Below are 15,910 nucleotides of genomic sequence, written 5' to 3'. Positions count from 1 at the left end.
CTCACATTGGGTTATTTACTGTTTTTATTAGACTCCATTAACGAGCCTACTATTATTCCAATAAGCATGCCAAATCCAGGTCCAAAAGCCCAAATTAGTGGAAAGCTAAAAAATATTCCTACAATAGAAGAAATTAAAGCTCCTCCAATCAATCCGAAGGCAACCCCATAACCAACAAATGAGTTACTGTTATTACTATCTTGTTCTTTATTAGTCTTATTTTTATCAGTCATCTTTTTCTCCTCCTGCTGCTTCTATTGCTCGTTAGTCTGATAAGCAGTAATATCTATATAGCACCTTCAAGTAAGCTAAGTGTAGCATAAATTTTAGTACCTTATAATGACTTTTCTTTTCTGATAGACTAATGACAGGGTTCATTTTTAACTACAATTCTATAGGAGGATTAGCTATGGTAAAAAAGCATTAATACGCATAGGGATTCCATACGCTGTGATCACATTCATTTTACATAACGTTTTAAACACCTTAGCTGGTGAATTTCTCATGACCATCAGTTATTTTGCTCTTTTTATCGGTATCCTTTTATTTCTGATTCACTGGATTAGACTGGCATTCAAGCAGTTTTTATATAACCGAAGCCACAAGCACTCGTCACAAGCAGACGGTGATTAACGTAAAAAAGCATGCACCTCTCAAAATTAAGCAGAGAAGAGTGCACGCTGTTATTATAAGTCAGTTTCGTCCTGGTTCATCCAGTACTGATTGTCTTCGATAAGCTGCTCGAGGATGTCACGTTCTTCACCATTAGGAGTGGCTTCATTATTGAGAAGCTGATCCACTCGTTCAGATGAGACGCCTAATGCTTCTTCCAGTTCTTTTTTCGACAGTATATTCTTGTCGATCAGTTCTTCTGTACGGGCCAGGTAGATGATCCCGTCGATTTCCTGATCAGTCAGTTCGTCGTCATCAAAAGAGAATTCCAGTTTAAGCAGTTCCTTCAAAGAGGTCAGGCTCATAAAGACGCCGATCCCTTTGGCCATCAGTTTGACTTGTCTCATGATAAAATCCTGATCTTCTATAGTCATCTGACCCATCCTTTCTCATGTGACCAGTATACCATGAACTCAAAAAAAACTTGTTTAATGAAAATTTTACTCTGTAAAGAAAAAACACTTTACAATCCTTTTTTCCCGTGGTATGATACATATCGTGAGTTTGATTAAGAGCAAAACTCAGATTAAAGGGTCTTTATAAAAGATATCTTTACAATTTAACAGGAGGTGCAAGTCAAATGGCAGTAAAAATTCGTATGAAACGTATGGGTTCTAAAAGAAATCCTTTTTACCGTTTAGTTGTTGCTGATTCTCGTGCTCCACGTGATGGACGCATTATCGAGCAAGTTGGAACATACAACCCTGTATCAACTCCAGCTGAAGTTAAAATCGATGAAGAGTTAGTAATGAAATGGTTGAAAGATGGCGCGAAACCATCTGATACAGTTAAAAACTTACTTTCTAAAGAAGGAATCATGAAAAAATTCCACGATGAGAAGTACAGCAAGTAATTGGTCTAACTAAATGAATCAATGAAGAAGAAAAGAATGGATGGTGTCAGTCATGGCGCGCCTTCTTTTCTTCCTTCTGTATACTGAGCCTATTTAAGAAGGATGGTATTATGACTGATAAAGAAATGCGCGAGCTGATAACAACTATTGTCGAGCCATTAGTGAGTCATCCTGAAGACATCAAGCTGGACTTGAAAGACACCGATGAGTTCCACGAGTATATGCTGGAAGTTCATTCGGATGATGTCGGACGTGTGATCGGTAAACGCGGACGTATTGCCAAAGCGATTCGAGCAATCGTGTACAGCATTCAGTTCGATGGACCAAAACGTGTACGACTGACCATCGTTGACTAACTCATTCTGCAGGTATGCAGGCTTGATGGTCACAAATAGCAGGTAAACAACCGGGATGGCTCTTAGAGTGCATCCCTTTTTTTATGAAATTTATGATAGAAAGGAGCAGGGCAATGGAATATTTTGACGTAGGAAAAGTTGTGAACACCCATGGACTGAAAGGGGAGGTCCGGGTCATTTCGATCACGAATACCCCTGAAGCACGATATTATGAAGGCGCGCCTTTAACCTGGTTCGGCAAGGACGGGGAAAAGGAAGAGCTGACTGTCCGTTCACATCGTCAGCACAAGAATTTTGACCTCCTGACCTTCGAAGATTACTACAACATCAATCAGGTTCAGAAGTTTGTCGGTGGTATCCTGCGTGTCGGTGAAGACTTGCTGCTGGATTTGCCTGAAAATGAGTTCTACATTCATGAAGTGATCGGCTGTACTGTCATCGATAATGATACAGATGAAGAAATAGGCAAGGTCAAGGAAGTCTTATCTCCAGGGGCGAATGATGTCTGGGTCGTTCAGCGTCAGAATCAGAAGGATCTGCTCCTGCCTTATATTGAACCAGTTATTCTGGATGTCGATATAGAAAACCGTGTCGTAAGAGTACACGTAATGGAAGGGCTGGACTAATGAAAATAGATGTCGTCACGCTGTTTCCAGAAATGTTCGACGGGCCGCTCGGTCATTCAATCGTCAGTCGGGCCATCGATAAAGGAATCGTTGAAGTGAATCGCGTCAATTTCAGACAATTCGGTAAGGGCAAGCATCAGGTCGTTGATGATACGCCATATGGTGGTGGCGCAGGTATGCTTTTAAAACCTGAACCGCTCTTTGACGCTATGGAATCAATCGAGGAACGTTCACCGGAAACAAAAAAACGTGTCATTTTGATGGATCCGGCAGGGAAGCCATTCAATCAGGCAATGGCCGAAGATTTCTCAGAAGAAGAACATCTCGTGTTTCTCTGCGGGCATTATGAAGGCTATGACGAGCGTATTCGTTCACTGGTGACTGACGAGGTCTCTCTTGGGGATTACGTCCTGACAGGGGGCGAACTGGCTGCTATGGTTATGATCGATGCCTCAGTCCGTCTGCTTCCGAATGTACTAGGTAACGCCGCATCGGCTCAGACTGACTCACATTCAAGCGGCCTGCTCGAACATCCGCATTACACTCGTCCTGCTGAATATAAAGGGATGGGTGTGCCGGATGTACTGATGAGCGGGAACCACGCCAAGATCGACGAATGGCGCCATAAAGAGTCACTCAAACGAACGTACTTCAGACGCCCGGATATGCTGGAGAGCCGAGATCTGACTAAGCAGGAACAGCAGTGGATCAAAGAGTTTCAATTGGATCAGGAATCTGACCAGTAGTAATTTTTTCAACGAATCAAGGAAATAACCTTTACACATAAAACGTAGTATGTTAAAGTAAGTAATTGAGTGGGCAACCACTCTTATTACGCAATATTCCGCTGAGACAAGTACTTAAGAGTGTTGCGCGAGAGGAGAAGGCAAATGAATCCATTAATTGAGGCAATCACACAAGAACAATTACGTTCTGATTTACCAGATTTTCGTCCTGGAGATACTGTTCGTGTACACGCGCGTATCGTCGAGGGTGAACGTGAACGTATTCAGCTTTTTGAAGGCGTAGTAATCAAGCGTCGTGGTCAAGGAATCAGCGAAATGTACACTGTTCGTAAAATTTCAAACGGTGTCGGCGTTGAGCGTACTTTCCCAGTACATTCACCACGTGTAGCTAAGATCGAAGTTCTACGTCAAGGTCGTGTACGTCGTGCTAAATTGTACTACCTACGTAACCTACGCGGAAAAGCAGCTCGTATTCAAGAGCGCGTTCGCAAAACTAAGTAATCAACTAGTTTTCAAAAGATCTCATTCTTTAATTAGAATGAGGTCTTTTTTTTGATTTATTGGTGATAGTCGTACGCAGATAGTCACTGGACATTTAACAAAAACAGTCTGTACACCTATGACAGTGTGCAGACTGTTTTTCTCTATTCTATAGCGTATATGAGATTAATCAAAATCTACTTCAAATTTGTCCAAAAATGACTGATCGATTGCTTTAATTGATTCAGCTGCCAGCTGGACTGTATGATTAAAGTCCTCAAAAGAGGCGAATAGGTGATGCGTATGAGCATAGCGGCTAGGTACACCTAGAACTAGAACAGGCACCCCTAAGTTATTCAAATGAATACGACCGGCATTCGTTCCGCCGCCTTCACGCACCGCATGTTGAATAGGAATCGACTGGGTCTTGCTGACCTTATTAGCCAAGCTGATCCAGTCTTCATTAGCAATATAGCTGCTGTCCTTGTGTCTGATCTGCGGACCATGTCCCATTCTTGCTTGAGACAATTCGACCGGCTTTGCATAATCGTCAGAAGGTGTCCCTTCAAAGACAATAGCTAATTGTGGATCCACTCGTCTCGCAGTTACTGTTGCTCCTCTTAAGCCAACTTCTTCCTGAGCAGCCAGGGCACCGACCACGTTTACTGGTAAGTCTTCGTTTTCTAGAGCTTTCAATGTTTCTATAACTGCTGCACAGCCCAGACGGTTGTCAAAAGCTTTCCCGAGCATCGTCTGATTTTTATCGTTGTAGTCGAAAGTGACATCTGGAACGATAGGCGCTCCGACTTCGATACCGAACGTATCCATGACTTCTTCACGTGAAGTCGCCCCGATATCCAGCTTCATGTCTTTCATTGTCAGGCCGTTATCCTGTTCTTCCGGTGTCAGGAAGTGTGGAGGCTTGGAACCCACTATTCCTTTGATATACTGGCCGTTTCTGTTTCTAACTTTGAACAGGTGAGCAGACACATTATACCATTCCCAGCGTCCGAGCATTTCAATTCCCAAAAGGCCATTCTGGTCTATGTAGCTGACAATAAACCCGACTTCATCCAAGTGAGCATCCAGCATGATCGTCGGTTTGGACGCATCATAATTTTTCGGATAAAGGTACAGATTTTTAAGACTGTCTTTTTTTGCCTTAAGGCTTCCTTTGTGCTTCAAAACGACGTCAATAACCTCATCCTCGAATCCCGGTGCTCCAGGTGCATTACTCAACGCTTCAATCAGTTTGATATCTGTCATAGTTATTCCTCCCCATAAATCTTGTGTTTAATGATACACTAGAAAAATTCTCGTTTCTATATACATTTACCTTGTATCTGTCTTTTTTCAGATTATGATTATTATTGACTTTCTATACCGTTCGATTATACTTAGCTTAAGAAATAGAGGAATGGGGTGTTGTATTATGGCAAATTCAAATCAGATGCGCAGAGAGTCTCTGCTAATATTGAAAGGTCATAGGTGCACCCAAGTGTTTATTCCTGTCATTTAGGTCTGAAGCTTATTTAGTGTGTGAAACCGTTGACTTTCAATACAAAAGTTACGGTTTTTTATTTTGCACTTAATAATTGGAGGGCTTTAATTTGATGATCAATGAACTAGGATGGAATAAAGTGTTACAAGAAGAATGGGAAACACTCGCACTACCAGAATGGACAATAGGGCGTGTTATTACTCTTTCGCATGATTTATTTAAAGTGATGACTAACAATGGAGAATGGATAGGCTCGTTGCCTGGGTCGTATAACTATGATGCGACATTTGACTATCCAGCTGTAGGTGATTGGGTTGCTATTGAGCAACTGCCTGGAGAATCACGCGGGATGATTCGTCATGTAATGAAAAGACGTTCGCAGTTTGTCAGACACGGAGCCGGTCTTGAGACCAAAGCTCAAGTCGTTGCCTCAAATATTGACTTTGCTTTTCTGATCATGAGCTGCAATGATGACTTTAATATACGAAGGTTGGAACGTTATCTCGTTTCTGCATGGGATTCTGGTGCGCAACCGGTTGTTGTCCTAACCAAATCAGATCTGATTGACGAGCAGATGCGGTTAGATATGGAACTTAAAGTCAATGAAGCAGCTTTCGGAGTGTCTTTGATTTTTGTCAGCAATCAGACAGGTGAAGGCATTTCAGATTTGCAAGAACTGGTACAGCCTAATTTTACTGCTGCTTTGCTCGGTTCTTCTGGTGTAGGCAAATCGACCCTTGTCAATTCACTGCTGAATGCAGATAAAATGAAAACAAATACGATTAGAAAAGATGACAGCAAGGGGAAACACACGACAACACATAGGGAACTGATCGTTCTTCCTTCTGGAGGGATCGTAGTCGACACTCCTGGCATGCGTGAGCTGCATCTCTGGTCTCGAGACGAGTCAGATGGTGTGTCTAAAAGTTTCAGCGATATAGAGTCGCTTTTTTCAAGCTGTAAGTTCAACGATTGTCGTCATCAGACTGAGCCTGGATGTGCAGTCAAAGCCGCACTAGAAGAAGGGACGCCTAGTCAGTCGCGTTACAATAGCTATCTGAAACTGCAGAAAGAATTAGCTTATGTAAAGAAAAAAGAAGCCGAAAAAGCACATTTATTAGAGAAAAAGAAAAAACAAACAGTTTATACCCGGCGAAATCGAAACTAAATTTTTTTGTTATAAGATATTCTCAACTAAAAGAAACTAGTCCAGTGTCTACAACCGTTATAGCGTTTACACATGTATAGATGAGAAGCATGTAATAATCCTCTCTCTGCCCTATAATTAGTAAGCGTTTTATGTTATACTAGGTCTTGTGTGAAACATAAATACGATAAATTTAGACGGAGGCTTTTAACATGAGCGTAATTACTGATAACTTTAAACACTTGGCACAGGAAAAAAAGATTCAATTTAAAACAAAGGACATCGAAGCACCTATTCGTAAAAAAGATGGCGAAGAAGTCAAGCAGCAGCAGATTGTTTTCCAGACTGCTTTGCGTGTGAACCAGAATAAAGCGGTGGCTTGTGGCGTAATCATCCATGATGCTGATGTGCCTCGTGCAAACTACCAGATCACTTATAATAAAATTGGATACGTAACAGATCGTAACCGCCTGCCTGAAATCGTGACTGAACTGAACGAAATTAATGCGATGCGTTCTGGTTACTACCGTTTTGTTATTTCAGGAGATGGTGAGATCATCATGCGTCACTTGGGCATTACAGGCGAAGATGTAAAACCAATGATGGACGTCTTCGTATTTGGCGGACGTATTCTGAACGCTTTACTTCCAGAACTGGAAAAAATCGAAGGACTAGATTTAACTCAACGTAAAAACTAAGAAAAGCTTCACGTACCGGTCAGCCTCGACAAGAAAATACCTTAGTATCTGTTCGAGCTTTAGCTCTTACAGATATACTTGAGATCGCCGGAGCGATAGCGAGTAGAGGAAATGTACCCCGAATTGCTGTGACTCTAGCATTTCCAATGCGTAGAGACAGAGTATGCGGCAGAAGAGCATCCTGCGCAATGGGTACATTTATCTTTTTCTCGAGAGGCTGGTACGTTAAGCTAGACAGTACAAAATGCATTACAAAACGTATACTTTAGTAAAAACTAAGAAACGAGGGTCTATAGTGGATAAGTATTTATTCGAAGCAACTGTTCATAATACAGACGGCGTCGAAGGCACTGCTTTTGTCGAAGGTGAAGGCGGCTTATCCGTGACTACTTCTCATCCATTAGATGACTCTTCCGGTACGAATCCGGAAGAGTTATTTGGTCTGGCGATGACGACCTGTCTGAATGCGACGATCGAATCGCTTTTAAGTGCCCGAGGAATGGACAACAAGAGTAAGGTGACGGCCAAAGTCCAGCTCAGAAGGGAAGCGAGTGGGGTAGGGTATTATTTCCAGGTCTATCTTTTCGCTTCGATCGAAGGACTGGATATGGAAAAAGCTGAAACCCTTGTCCGCTCTGCCGAGAAACGCTGCCCGGTATCTAAACTGACTCAGGGCTCTGAAACGATCGAGATTCAAACCGTTCCTTTTGAAGGATAACAGAATAGAATGGAAGCAGTTCTGGTAATGGTTAGTCCCTTACTGGAGCTGTTTTTTCGGTCTTAGAGGATAGTAGGAATATAATGAAAAATTAGATTTACAAATTAACTATCATTCGCCCAAAAATAGGTGAACATGCAAAATCAACCAAATTAAGTTTAGCATGTCAAAAAAACAGCTGCCGGGACCTGATCAGTCTCGGCAGCTGTTTGCCATTTTAAGTCTTTTACAAATCGATCGGCTGACCGCCTGTAACACCGTAAATCTGTCCGGTAATAAAGCTGGCATCGTCTGAGGCAAGGAGAACATAGACTGAAGCCAGTTCTACAGGCTGAGCAGCACGTCCAAGTAGTGTGCTTTGTCCGAAGTCAGGGATGTCTCCGTCAAGTTTTCCGTTATCCAGCTGAAGTGGTGTCCAGATCGGTCCTGGTGCAACACCATTCACTCGAATCCCTTTAGGTGCAAAGTAGTCAGATAATGCAAGTGTGAAGTTACTGACGGCTCCGTTTGTCGCAGCATAGTCCAGTAAGCTCGTGCTAGGGGAGAAGGACTGGACTGAAGTCGTCGTGATGATCGCACTTCCCGGTTCCAGATACTTCTCGGCAGCTTTCACTGTTTCGTAGTAGCTGATGATGTTGACTTTAAATGTATCATTGACCTGCTTCATTGACAGGTCTTCAAGACTAGGCTGAGCAATCTGCTGAGCAGCGTTCATGACAAGGAGATCCAACGCGCCGAATGCTTCAGCAGTTTTCTCTACAATTTCACTTCCTGATCCGTCTTCTCTTAAATCATAGGGAAGCAGGAGTGCTTTCCTTCCTTCTTTTTCAATTAAATCTTTAACTTCATTCGCATCGCTTTCTTCTCCTGGTAAGAACTGAATGGCTACGTTCGCGCCTTCTCGGGCAAAGGCAATTGCCGCTGCTCGTCCGATACCGGAATCTCCACCAGTAACCAGGGCGTTACGTCCTTCCAGTCGGTTGTGTCCTTTATATGATTCTTCGCCTGAATCAGGCTGAGGGTCCATTTTGCTCTGCAGTGCGGGTGTATCCTGTTCCTGATCGGGGAATTTCTGATTATAGAATTTAGTCCGTGGATCTGTTAACTTCCGTTCTGACATTAAAGATCGACTCCTCTTACTATATTTTCCGAAAAACTGAACTTTCGGATAAACAAATTATAGCAACCCTTTAAACATGAATCTAACATTAGCGCTTAAGATGCTCTAAAGATTATAAAGAGACATCGCTTTGGCGATGTTTACCTTATTGAATTGAAGAGGAAGATACATGGATCAGTAATTGAGCCTTTTTAAGTAAGTATGCTGGTTTTATTGCCCACTCACAGGCTATGTACGTTTGGGTGGGTAATAATCTGTGAATCATAGCCCACTCAAACGCATTTACTCCTTAAGTAGACATTAATACTGTAATTAGTGACCACCCAACGCAATATCAGACATTCAGTGGAACAAAGAGATCGAACTGCTAAAGTCAACGCGGTCAGATCAGCAAGAATAGTATTCAAATAACTCAAAAATCAACTAAATATCGTTTAAACTTGATAATCAACAAAAAAAGGGTTATACTTCGCAGTATCACTAGATGAACAGGAGGACCACTATGAGTGAAACAATAAATATTGCTCTCATCTCGGATATTATCGCGTCAAAAAAGATGAAGGAAAGAGAACAGATTCAGGAGATTCTGACCTCGATCCTTAACGATATCAACAAACGCTTTAAAGAAGCCATTGAATCAAACCTGACCATCACTCTGGGAGATGAATTTCAGGGCATTGTAAACTCAGCCGAAGCAGCATTTCTGATCATCGATCTCATCTCTCTCCGTTTCCAGACTCAAACTAAAGAGGAGATAGGAGAAGAAGTCGCCTTAAGGTGGGGGATAGGCATCGGCCGACTGAGCACTCCGATAAAGAATCGGAAAGTCAGCATCGGTACAGATGGCCCGGCTTACTGGCATGCCAGAGAAGCCATCGAGTCGGTCCACCAGTATAATGATTATGGTCAGCTGAACGAAAAGCTTGCGTCTGATCAGCCTGACACAGACTTTTTAAACAGTATCATTCGCCTCCAGAACGTGATTAAAAACGACTGGACGATGTCTCAGAAGCAGACAGCTCTAATAATACTGAACGAAGCAGGCTACGAGGAGTTTACTAATCAGACCGTTAAAAAAGCGATGACAGCTCAGCTGGGTCAGGCTGTCAGTGAGCAGACTGTGAGCAAACGGATTATATCCACCCATATCAAGCAGTATAGCCATTCGAGAAAGCTGGTTGCCGATAAGATAGAAGACTGGAGGCAAAGCCATGATCATTGAAAGTCTCATTGCCCACCTGATCGGGTATTTCTACTTTACAAAGTATCCGACATTTCTGGCGCATTCAAAAAATGAAGAAGGGCATTCCCAGTATTCCTGGGGCATCTTCTTTACAAGTCTGGTAGTTTTCGGACTGATTGATGACATTGGCGATTACCTGCCGTGGCTTTCCATCAGCATCGGACTAGTTCTGGGCCATGCTTTGTTCAAGCACTACATCATGCAGGCCATTGATTTATTTCTGAGCAGCACGATCCAGTATAATGCTTCTCATGCGCTTCAGACTTTTTATAGAAAAAACGGACAGATCATTGCCTTTGCTTTGCATCAGATGCTCTTTGTCTTCTGGATCCTAGGACTGAATCAGTTTCTTTATGACTTGTCAGAGCCGTCTATTCAGCTGTTCTTCATTATTATTGCCACTGGAATTCTGCTTCTAAAAAGTCAGGTGTCCGTTCAGTGGATCCAGTCGCATAAGAAAACAGTCGGTCAGACTCTGGCATCCTATGTCGTTCTCAGTGCAATTGTGCTGTTCATCAGTCAGCTCATCCTGTCCGTGTTGTCTCCGCTGCAGCTTAACCCAGTCCAGTTTTTGATGACCGGAGAGCTGACTGATCCGTATAATCTATTTATTCGGTTCGTATTAATTCTGCTGCTCCTGATGCGGCCGGCCAATCTGCTGATCAGGACCTTGAGCATCCAGTATGATCCGAAAGGGACCCGAAAGACACTAGTAGAGGAGAACACTGAACCTGACCGCACACCCGAAAAAGGAGAGTCGGGTTTTAAAGGGGCAGGAGCTATGATCGGGAACCTGGAACGCATCCTGATCTTTCTGTCTTTCCTAAACGGTAGTCTACTGTCAATTGTAGCCATTCTGTCCATTAAAGCTTTCGCCCGCTACAAGCTCATTGCGGATGATCCTTACTTTTCTGAATATTTTGTTATAGGGACGATGCTGAGTGTGCTGATTACCTTCTTAAGCTACCTGATCCTGATCGGTTTGTCGGTCTATTAGATCGTAAAAGTTAATATGCTACAAGGTCAGAATCAATTAAGATATAATAACTGAAATTATTTTATCTTATCTTTATAGGAAATTCTTAGCAGATAAGGTACAATGAAGTTGCATGAAAAAATAATGTGAATTAGAGGAGAATTGTATGACATTTAAGAAAATCGAAACACAGGATCTACCTGATATTCAGTCCGTCGGTTCACTATATGAACACGAAGAAACTGGGGCACAGGTCCTGCACATAGACAATGATGATCAGAATAAAGCCTTCACTATCGGCTTCAAGACCCCTCCATATAACGATAACGGGATCGCTCATATCCTTGAGCACTCGGTACTGAACGGATCGGAGAAGTATCCATCCAAAGAACCCTTTGTGGAGCTGATCAAGGGGTCACTGAACACCTTCGTCAACGCCATGACCTTTTCAGATAAAACAATCTACCCGGTTGCATCTACGAATGAAAAAGACTTTATGCACCTGGTTGGGGTATACCTCGATGCTGTATTCAGTCCCGAACTGTATACTGACCCGCAGATCCTTGAACAGGAAGGGTGGCACTATCACCTGGAAAGCATCGACGATGACCTGATTTATAAAGGTGTCGTCTACAATGAGATGAAAGGGGCGACCGCTTCTCCGGAAGGGCAGCTCTATGATCATCTGTCGAATAAACTCTATCCGGGAACAACGTATCAGCACAATTCAGGCGGGCTGCCTAAAGCGATCCCCAGCCTGACTCAGGAAGAGTTTATTGATTTCCATACCAAGTACTATCATCCGACAAATTCATTGACGATTGTCTATGGGAATGCGAATCTGTCGACTGTGTTCGATGCGCTGGATGAGTATTTTGCTGGAAAAGGCAAAGGTGACGCAGTCGATCTGACACTGACTGTTGCTGAACCGGAAGCGAAAGTCTTTGAAGAAACCTACTCAATCACTGACGGCGACAATCCAGAAGGAAAAGACTATCTGGCTTTAGGCTGGCATGTTTTAGAACCTGAAGATGCGCTTGACAATTACGGCATGAAAGTCCTGGAGGAAATCCTCTTCGGACACAGTCAGGCACCCCTTCAGAAAGCACTGCTGGATGCAGAAATCGGTGGAGACATTGAAAGTGATGTGGCAGATATCGGGTATCCGACAGCCTTAATCATTTCGGCAAAATATGCCGACAGCAAAAACCTTGACCGATTCAAGGAAGTGACCGAGAATACACTTAAAGATATCGTCGACAAAGGACTGGATCAGGCGATTGTCAAGGCAGCCTTGAACAAGATCACCTTCCAGACGAAAGAAGCCGTGATTTCCGAGGACAACCCGCGTGGCGTCATTTACGCGATTAATGCCTTGAGCACCTGGCTATATGACCATTCGCCTTATGATCGCCTGCAGTTCTCAAAATACCTGGAAGAACTGGCAGAGCTTGCCGAAGATGGATACTTTGAAAAGCTGATTGAACGGAAACTTCTGAATAATACACACCGTGTCGAACTGATTCTGAAAGCTGAACCAGGCAAAAGCGACAAACTTGAAGCACAAACTCTTGAGAGCCTTCAGGAGTACAAAGCTAGTCTGTCTGAGGACGAACTGCAGGCCATCGTTGACAAGACTCAGCAGCTGATCGAACGTCAGGAAACACCGGACAGACCGGAAGACCTGGAGAAGATTCCAACGCTGACAAGAGACGATCTGACAACGGACGAACCGGACTATCCTTTGTCAATCGATTCACTCTTTGATGGAACAGAATTCTATTATTCCGAGCAGTTCACGTCAGGCATCGATTATGTCAGTCTCTACTTTGACATCAGTGACTTTTCAGCGGATGACTATGCGGCCTTGAGTCTGCTTAGTGATTTACTTGGTGAACTGGACACCGATAAGTACGATGCAGCTGCCCTTCAGACGGAAATGGACACCCACACCGGTGGCATCAACGGGACCGTCACGATATATGAAGATCAGGAAGGCAAGCTCACCCCTTACTTCGTCTTGAGTGGTAAGGCACTGAGTGAACAGCTGACAGAACTCGTCGATCTGATGAAAGAGATCATGACGACTACTCGCTTCGACAATCAGAGCGAGATTCTGAAACAGATTCAAAGCTATATTTCTGATTTTGAAAACCGTGTAAACTTCAGAGCCCATGTCATTGCGGCAAACCGCGCCTTGAGCCAAGTGAAGCCTCTATCTAAGCTGGGCGAACACTTGAACGGCATCGATCAGTTCAATTACCTGAAAGCGACACGTGATGAGCTCAAATCAGATAGTGAATCTGGTCTGAGTACAGATCTGTCAGCCTTGCTGGACAGACTGCTGAACAAACGACGCCTGAACGCTCTTTATGTGGGAGACAAAGATCAGAGCACCAAAGTCAAACAGGCGCTGATAGATGCCTTTGCAGACTTGGATGATAGTCCTCTAGGTGAAGCGGTGAGTCATGAAGCAGGGAATAAGCAGAATGAGGCATTTGTGACCGCACAGGACGTCAACTATGTCGCTGTAGCTGCGGACGCAACGAACCATCTGGAGTACACCGGAGTGTCTCAGCTTCTGTCCACTGCCTTTAAATATGACTACTTGTGGAACGCAATACGAGTAAAAGGTGGAGCATACGGTTCGCTTTATATGCATCGCCGCAATGGTAATGTTGCGCTGGCTTCCTACCGTGATCCGAACATCACTAAGACATTGGAAACCTACGCCGCTCTGCCTGATTTCGTCAAGTCGATCGATCTGTCGGAATCTGAACTGCTGAAGTACATCATCGGGACACTCAGCCCACTGGAACAGCCTAAATCCGCCCGCAACAAAGGGGTGACGGCCTTCTCCAGATACAAACAGGGATTGACCAGTGAAGACATACGACGTCTGAAAGAAGAGATTCTATCTGCAGACGCTCAGTCATTGAGTGATCTGGCTGACGCATATCAGGCGCTGCTTGAAACCCGGTCTGTCGCAGTTATAGGAAACAAGACTCAAATCGATAAGGAAAAAGACCTGTTCGACGCAGTCTATGAACTGTACTAAACTAATTGAAGGGAAGGAGATCTATGAAAATAGGTCTCCTTTTCTTTATAGTATCACTGGCTTCTGCTTTTGACTGTTCGGTTCTTTATGTTACACTTCATTTAGATTAAGGAAATGATTAAAGGCGTGATCAAAACAGCATAGCTTAGTTAAATTGAAGGGGGACTCTGACGAGTTGAGAAGGTTATGCCTGACCCTTTGAACCTGTTAGTTCAGACTATCGTAGGGATCAATTGACCATATTTTAGACCCCTTACGATGCCTGTCATGACGACTGAGCATCTTTTTTGTTCTGTGTCGATTGAAAGGATGAAAAGATGACCCGACTTGAAGAAATCAGAAATCAGATCAGACAGACAGTCGCTGACGTCAAAGAGACAAACCCGATGGCCGGTTCGATCACCAATTCTGTCACGATCAACCTTGTGGCCAATACGCAGATCGCAGTAGGCGGATCGGCAGCCATGGTCTACCTCCCAGATGAAGGTCAGTTTCTAGTCAAGGCCGGAGGAGCCACATACATCAATATGGGAACCATGCTTCCAATTTATGAAGAGACGCTTCCGCTAGCCGTCAAGACTTTAAAAATAGAGGATAAACCGTGGGTGCTGGACCCAGTAGCTATCGGGATAGGCAAACTGCGTACAGCCATGCTGAAATTTTTCAAGGAATACGTACCGGACATCATCAAAGGGAATGCCTCAGAAATCATTGCTCTCGCAGGATTATGGCAACTGGAAGGAGGGACAGGTGAATCTAAAGTCAGAGGCGTGGACTCGACCAATCACGTTGATGAAGCAAAAGCCGCAGCCGTATCGATTGCCCGCTGGACAGACGGTGCAGTCATCGTTTCAGGTGAAATCGATCTAGTCACTGACGGGGAATTTGTTGCTACATGCCGGGGCGGGTCCCATTTCCTCGGAAAAATCACTGGTGGCGGATGTGCACTGGGCGGGGCTGCCTCGATCTATCTGACATCCAGTACACCATTCATTGCAGCTTTGACCGCTGTATCAGCCTTCAACCTGGCAGGGGAACGGGCTGAAGAACAGACCGATGCACCGGCAAGTTTTCAAATGGCCTTTCTAGATGAACTCTATAAGGCGACACCCGAAGACATTGCAGACTATCATTTTGAAATGGAGGAATTTTAATCATGAATACATTAGTTGCTGTATCTATTGCACCCATCGGAACGAATGATGAACTGGCCTCACAAGTTGCAGAGATCGTTAAAGTCATTCGAGACTCCGGTCTTCCTAACCGAACAACTTCTATGTTTACTGAAATCGAAGGCCCGTGGGATGAAGTCATGGCGGTCGTCAAACAGGCGACACAAATCCTGACTGATAAGGGTATCCGCACAGAAGTCGTTTTAAAAGCCGACATCAGACCGGGATACGACAATACGCTCTACTCAAAAGTCGATAAGGTGAATAACATCCTCGGGAATCCGGATTTGTAAAAATTGGAAGCTCAGCGTTTAACTTAAATTGAGTTTATTTGATTCCAGAAGGATAAACTGCATTATTCGACAAGTAAACTTAAGTACAACAAGGAATTAGGTGCCTGAACTATACTCATCTGAAATTGAGTGTAGTTCAGGCATTGTTTTATGTTTTGAACTATAGAATATCTCGTTAGGAAATAGTTCAACACGAAACTGTCCGGTGAACTTCAGCCAGTCAAGCACCAATTGACTGAAATCATCCTCCA

Annotated in this window: 18 protein-coding genes and 1 riboswitch; of the genes, 14 read left to right on the top strand and 4 right to left on the bottom strand. The window is 43.7% G+C overall.

Going from position 1 to position 15,910, the window contains the following annotated elements; genetic code table 11:
* Positions 1 to 11 precede the first annotated feature (11 nt).
* Positions 12 to 233, bottom strand: a complete 222-nt coding sequence (locus BMX79_RS06370; protein ID WP_091480477.1) for a hypothetical protein — start codon at positions 231 to 233, stop codon at positions 12 to 14.
* Between the two features lie 271 nt (positions 234 to 504).
* Here BMX79_RS06370 and BMX79_RS12700 point away from each other — a divergent pair, with 271 nt between their 5' ends.
* On the top strand, positions 505 to 633 hold the full coding sequence (locus BMX79_RS12700; RefSeq protein WP_256212665.1) for a hypothetical protein: 129 nt from the start codon (positions 505 to 507) through the stop codon (positions 631 to 633).
* A 53-nt stretch (positions 634 to 686) separates the two neighbouring features.
* Here BMX79_RS12700 and BMX79_RS06365 read toward each other — a convergent pair whose 3' ends face one another.
* On the bottom strand, positions 687 to 1,046 hold the full coding sequence (locus BMX79_RS06365) for a hypothetical protein (RefSeq protein ID WP_091480474.1): 360 nt from the start codon (positions 1,044 to 1,046) through the stop codon (positions 687 to 689).
* A gap of 206 nt (positions 1,047 to 1,252) precedes the next feature.
* Here BMX79_RS06365 and rpsP point away from each other — a divergent pair, with 206 nt between their 5' ends.
* From rpsP to rplS, 5 genes are all read left to right on the top strand, one after another.
* A complete protein-coding gene (rpsP, locus tag BMX79_RS06360) occupies positions 1,253 to 1,525 on the top strand; it encodes a 30S ribosomal protein S16 (RefSeq protein WP_091268959.1) in 273 nt (90 codons plus the stop codon).
* A 110-nt stretch (positions 1,526 to 1,635) separates the two neighbouring features.
* Positions 1,636 to 1,881 carry a KH domain-containing protein gene (locus BMX79_RS06355; RefSeq protein ID WP_091480471.1) on the top strand — a complete coding sequence of 82 codons (246 nt, stop codon included), beginning with the start codon at positions 1,636 to 1,638 and terminating at the stop codon, positions 1,879 to 1,881.
* A gap of 113 nt (positions 1,882 to 1,994) precedes the next feature.
* The gene (gene rimM / locus BMX79_RS06350) at positions 1,995 to 2,507 is read left to right on the top strand and encodes a ribosome maturation factor RimM (protein ID WP_091480469.1); all 513 of its coding nucleotides are present in this window, start codon (positions 1,995 to 1,997) and stop codon (positions 2,505 to 2,507) included.
* The gene (gene trmD, locus BMX79_RS06345; protein WP_091480467.1) at positions 2,507 to 3,253 is read left to right on the top strand and encodes a tRNA (guanosine(37)-N1)-methyltransferase TrmD; all 747 of its coding nucleotides are present in this window, start codon (positions 2,507 to 2,509) and stop codon (positions 3,251 to 3,253) included. The genes rimM and trmD overlap by 1 nt, the downstream gene beginning before the upstream one ends.
* A gap of 144 nt (positions 3,254 to 3,397) precedes the next feature.
* Positions 3,398 to 3,754, top strand: a complete 357-nt coding sequence (gene rplS, locus BMX79_RS06340) for a 50S ribosomal protein L19 (protein WP_091480465.1) — start codon at positions 3,398 to 3,400, stop codon at positions 3,752 to 3,754.
* 165 nt (positions 3,755 to 3,919) lie between these two features.
* Here the strand turns inward: rplS and BMX79_RS06335 are convergent, their stop codons facing one another.
* Entirely contained in the window at positions 3,920 to 4,999 is a 1,080-nt protein-coding gene (locus BMX79_RS06335; protein WP_091480463.1) for a M42 family metallopeptidase, read from the bottom strand.
* Positions 5,000 to 5,346: 347 nt separating this feature from the next.
* Between BMX79_RS06335 and rsgA the strand changes: the two genes are divergently transcribed.
* The 3 genes from rsgA to BMX79_RS06320 all read left to right on the top strand — a co-directional run bounded on the left by rsgA (position 5,347) and on the right by BMX79_RS06320 (position 7,797).
* The gene (rsgA, locus tag BMX79_RS06330) at positions 5,347 to 6,402 is read left to right on the top strand and encodes a ribosome small subunit-dependent GTPase A (protein ID WP_091480461.1); all 1,056 of its coding nucleotides are present in this window, start codon (positions 5,347 to 5,349) and stop codon (positions 6,400 to 6,402) included.
* 191 nt (positions 6,403 to 6,593) lie between these two features.
* The gene (locus tag BMX79_RS06325) at positions 6,594 to 7,079 is read left to right on the top strand and encodes a hypothetical protein (RefSeq protein ID WP_091480459.1); all 486 of its coding nucleotides are present in this window, start codon (positions 6,594 to 6,596) and stop codon (positions 7,077 to 7,079) included.
* Positions 7,080 to 7,374: 295 nt separating this feature from the next.
* On the top strand, positions 7,375 to 7,797 hold the full coding sequence (locus tag BMX79_RS06320) for an OsmC family protein (RefSeq protein WP_246117652.1): 423 nt from the start codon (positions 7,375 to 7,377) through the stop codon (positions 7,795 to 7,797).
* Between the two features lie 226 nt (positions 7,798 to 8,023).
* On the opposite strand, the gene BMX79_RS06315 is transcribed toward BMX79_RS06320, so the two are convergent.
* The gene (locus tag BMX79_RS06315) at positions 8,024 to 8,917 is read right to left on the bottom strand and encodes an SDR family oxidoreductase (protein WP_091480458.1); all 894 of its coding nucleotides are present in this window, start codon (positions 8,915 to 8,917) and stop codon (positions 8,024 to 8,026) included.
* 502 nt (positions 8,918 to 9,419) lie between these two features.
* On the opposite strand from BMX79_RS06315, the gene BMX79_RS06310 reads away from it, so the two are divergent.
* The 5 genes from BMX79_RS06310 (at position 9,420) to BMX79_RS06290 (ending at position 15,659) form a co-directional block, all read left to right on the top strand.
* Positions 9,420 to 10,139, top strand: a complete 720-nt coding sequence (locus BMX79_RS06310) for a SatD family protein (RefSeq protein ID WP_170230988.1) — start codon at positions 9,420 to 9,422, stop codon at positions 10,137 to 10,139.
* Positions 10,129 to 11,157 carry a hypothetical protein gene (locus BMX79_RS06305; protein ID WP_091480454.1) on the top strand — a complete coding sequence of 343 codons (1,029 nt, stop codon included), beginning with the start codon at positions 10,129 to 10,131 and terminating at the stop codon, positions 11,155 to 11,157. The genes BMX79_RS06310 and BMX79_RS06305 overlap by 11 nt, the downstream gene beginning before the upstream one ends.
* 145 nt (positions 11,158 to 11,302) lie before the next feature.
* Positions 11,303 to 14,194, top strand: coding sequence for an insulinase family protein (locus tag BMX79_RS06300; protein WP_091480453.1), 2,892 nt, complete (start codon positions 11,303 to 11,305; stop codon positions 14,192 to 14,194).
* Between the two features lie 148 nt (positions 14,195 to 14,342).
* Positions 14,343 to 14,440, top strand: a riboswitch (TPP riboswitch).
* Positions 14,441 to 14,511: 71 nt separating this feature from the next.
* Positions 14,512 to 15,348, top strand: a complete 837-nt coding sequence (gene thiM / locus BMX79_RS06295; protein ID WP_091480451.1) for a hydroxyethylthiazole kinase — start codon at positions 14,512 to 14,514, stop codon at positions 15,346 to 15,348.
* A gap of 2 nt (positions 15,349 to 15,350) precedes the next feature.
* Positions 15,351 to 15,659: an MTH1187 family thiamine-binding protein gene (locus BMX79_RS06290; RefSeq protein ID WP_091480450.1), complete on the top strand. Its 309-nt coding sequence runs from the start codon at positions 15,351 to 15,353 to the stop codon at positions 15,657 to 15,659.
* Positions 15,660 to 15,910: the final 251 nt, after the last annotated feature.

Source organism: Alkalibacterium pelagium (assembly GCF_900109325.1).
Taxonomy (GTDB): Bacteria; Bacillota; Bacilli; order Lactobacillales; family Carnobacteriaceae_A; genus Alkalibacterium; species Alkalibacterium pelagium.
Note: the sequence above shows the minus strand (reverse complement) of the source record. Positions and strands in the feature narration are given on the sequence as shown.